The organism is Winogradskyella bathintestinalis (genome assembly GCF_030407435.1).
Taxonomy (GTDB): domain Bacteria; phylum Bacteroidota; class Bacteroidia; order Flavobacteriales; family Flavobacteriaceae; genus Winogradskyella; species Winogradskyella bathintestinalis.
Genome location: NZ_JASDDK010000035.1, coordinates 1 through 551 on the forward strand (window position 1 = coordinate 1; position 551 = coordinate 551).

Below are 551 nucleotides of genomic sequence, written 5' to 3' on the forward strand. Positions count from 1 at the left end.
AAACGCTGGTATTAAAATTGGTAGAGACAAGTTCTTCAACTTCTTGAGACTTAATAAACTACTAGTGCCAAAAACAAAGAACTATATCACAACAACCAATTCTAATCATATGTATAAAAAATATAAAAACATGATAAAAGACCACGTGCCTACTCGACCAGAACAACTTTGGGTCAGCGATATAACCTATATTAAAACTCAAAATGGACATAACTATTTGGCTTTAGTTACAGATGCTTATTCTAAAAGGATTATGGGCTATAAACTCGACAACCATATGAAAACATCGCTTTGTAAGGATGCGCTAGCCATGGCTATTAAAAATAGAAAATATCCTAATCAAAAACTTATTCATCATTCTGATAGAGGGTTCCAATATTGTAATCCTAAATACACTGAATTTGCTGAAAACAATGGAATTACGATGAGTATGACCAAACAGTACGATCCTTATGAAAACGCTGTCGCTGAACGAATTAACAGAACTCTTAAGTATGAATATGGATTAAAAAAAACCATTAAAAACACTGACCTAGCTCAAAAAATGACTG

1 protein-coding gene is annotated in these 551 nt (G+C 32.5%); it reads left to right on the forward strand.

From position 1 onward, the window contains the following. Positions 1 to 64 precede the first annotated feature (64 nt). Positions 65 to 551, forward strand: a 487-nt coding sequence (locus tag QMA06_RS16525) for an IS3 family transposase (RefSeq protein ID WP_290208003.1), incomplete at its 3' end; no start/stop codon positions are given.